The 1,908-nt window shown below is 51.7% G+C and carries 2 protein-coding genes; both read right to left on the reverse strand.

The window, feature by feature from the left end:
• Positions 1-1,279, reverse strand: a 1,279-nt coding sequence (locus BOW52_RS16730; protein ID WP_135622617.1) for a sensor histidine kinase, incomplete at its 3' end; no start/stop codon positions are given.
• Positions 1,276-1,812, reverse strand: coding sequence for a YfiR family protein (locus tag BOW52_RS16735; protein ID WP_172840409.1), 537 nt, complete (start codon positions 1,810-1,812; stop codon positions 1,276-1,278). The genes BOW52_RS16730 and BOW52_RS16735, both read right to left, overlap by 4 nt.
• Positions 1,813-1,908: the final 96 nt, after the last annotated feature.

Genomic DNA, 1,908 nt, shown 5'->3' on the forward strand with positions numbered 1-1,908 from the left:
CGGTATCACTAACAGTGAATTTCAGGGCAATCCCATCGACTCTTCCATTCTCAATTTCCACATGCAACGAGACCTGACCCTGCTCGGTAAACTTGATTGCATTTCCAAGCAGATTGATCAGTATCTGGCGAAGCCGCCCAGGATCTCCTTGTAGCGCCACAGGCACATCACTCTCCACCTCGGCCACCAACTTCAAACCTCGCTCACTCGCCTTCGGCGCAAAGAGTGAACGAACCTCATCGACCAGCGCATCAAGTCTAAAGTCTTTTGTCACGAGCTCGAGCTTGCCCGCCTCCATCTTTGAGAAGTCGAGAATGTCGTTAATAATGGTAAGCAGGCTCTCAGCCGAGGTGGATATCGTCTCCACGTAGTCGAGCTGCAACTCATCCAACGAGGTTTTCTTCAACAGACTGGTAAAGCCGATCACACCACTCATCGGGGTGCGAATCTCGTGACTCATGGTGGCAAGAAAATCACTCTTTGCCTGACTCGCCGCCTCCGCACCCTCCTTGGCCAGTTCCAGCTCATAGGTACGCGCGGCAACCAGTCGCTCAAGATCTACACGATAGGTGGTCAACTCACTGTCATAGTCCTGTAGTTGATCCAGCATGACGTTAAAACCATCAACCAGCGTACCCAGTTCATCGTTACTCAGTCGTTCGGCACGTTGCGAAAAGTCTCGCTTCTCAGCGACCTGCTGCATGCTCTCCAGAAGACGTCTAACCGGCACCGAAACAACACGCTGGAACCAACTTGATAGGATCAGGGCCAGTAACAAGGAGATGACAAACACACCCAATACCACCTGGACCTCCTGGATAAAGGAGCTGTAGGCATGGCTCATATCTCCAGTAATGCGCATCCGCCCAATGACATCACCATCGAGCATGATCGACTCTTCGACCACGACCTCTCCCCACGTATCGATCTCTCCAGCATGAGATTCACTTCCTTCCATTGATTCAAGTTGAGGAGAACGATAGTGCGCAAACAACTGGTTATCATTGAGTAGTAGCTCTGCCTTCAGCACATCACTCTGAGATGAAAGAGTATATAAAACCTCGGTAGCTGTTCGCTGATCGCGAAATGCGATAGCAGCACTACTGTTAGCCCCAATTACCGTTGCCAGGGTACGCATTCGAGTGGTTGTATCATCGCGCGCTGCAGAGAGCTCGACATACATGAACATAAGCAGGTTCAACGACAAAATAGTCGCCGCCGTTGCCAGGATAATGACTATCAGTTTCTTCTTGATGGAGGCATCACGCAGCAACTTCATTGCCCCCCCTCACCATTAACGATTTCGGCAAGATTGAGTAGACGTGAGCTGATCTCCAGCCCCCTCTCTCGGGCAACACGCAGATTAACAAGAAAGCGAATTCGCCCCTGCTCACGATAGAGTTCAATCACCCCACCGCCTCGAGCAAAGCCTGGCAGTTCGCTAATAGTCAGCACTGGATCTCCATTTACTTGCGCAATAGTCTCGGGAAAACTGTTTCGTTCAGAGGTTGCGATATAGAGAAGATGACATGGCGGCGAGTTCTCGCCATGGTCGATGGGCTGCAATACAACCTGTCTCCCTTGAACCTGTCTACCAGCAAGCCTGGCCAGGGCATCGAGCATCTCATCACTTCCTGCCGTACAGATCGTCAGGGGATAATCACGATCGGAGAGGACGTGATCCGGCCAGCGTGTGAATTTGGCAAAGTTATAGATAAACACAGCCTTGAGCAGACGTGCCTCCTCCTCAGGCTCCTGAGCGCTGGCAACCGTCTGCAGAGTGACAGATAGGCCAAGACAAACAGCTAGCATCGGGGAGTCGCTATTTTTGCGGAAGCTTGTTTTGGGCATCCAAGCCCAAGCAAGCGGCAAATACTTAACGCGACCGTTTATGCCTACGGCGCCCCG

Origin of the sequence: Solemya pervernicosa gill symbiont (assembly GCF_002020875.1) — a bacterium.
In the GTDB taxonomy this organism is placed as follows: domain Bacteria; phylum Pseudomonadota; class Gammaproteobacteria.

Bases quoted from the DNA above. Each gene is read 5' to 3' on its own strand.
- BOW52_RS16735 (WP_172840409.1), bottom strand. From the start codon at position 1,812: ATGCTAGCTGTTTGTCTTGGCCTATCTGTCACTCTGCAGACGGTTGCC.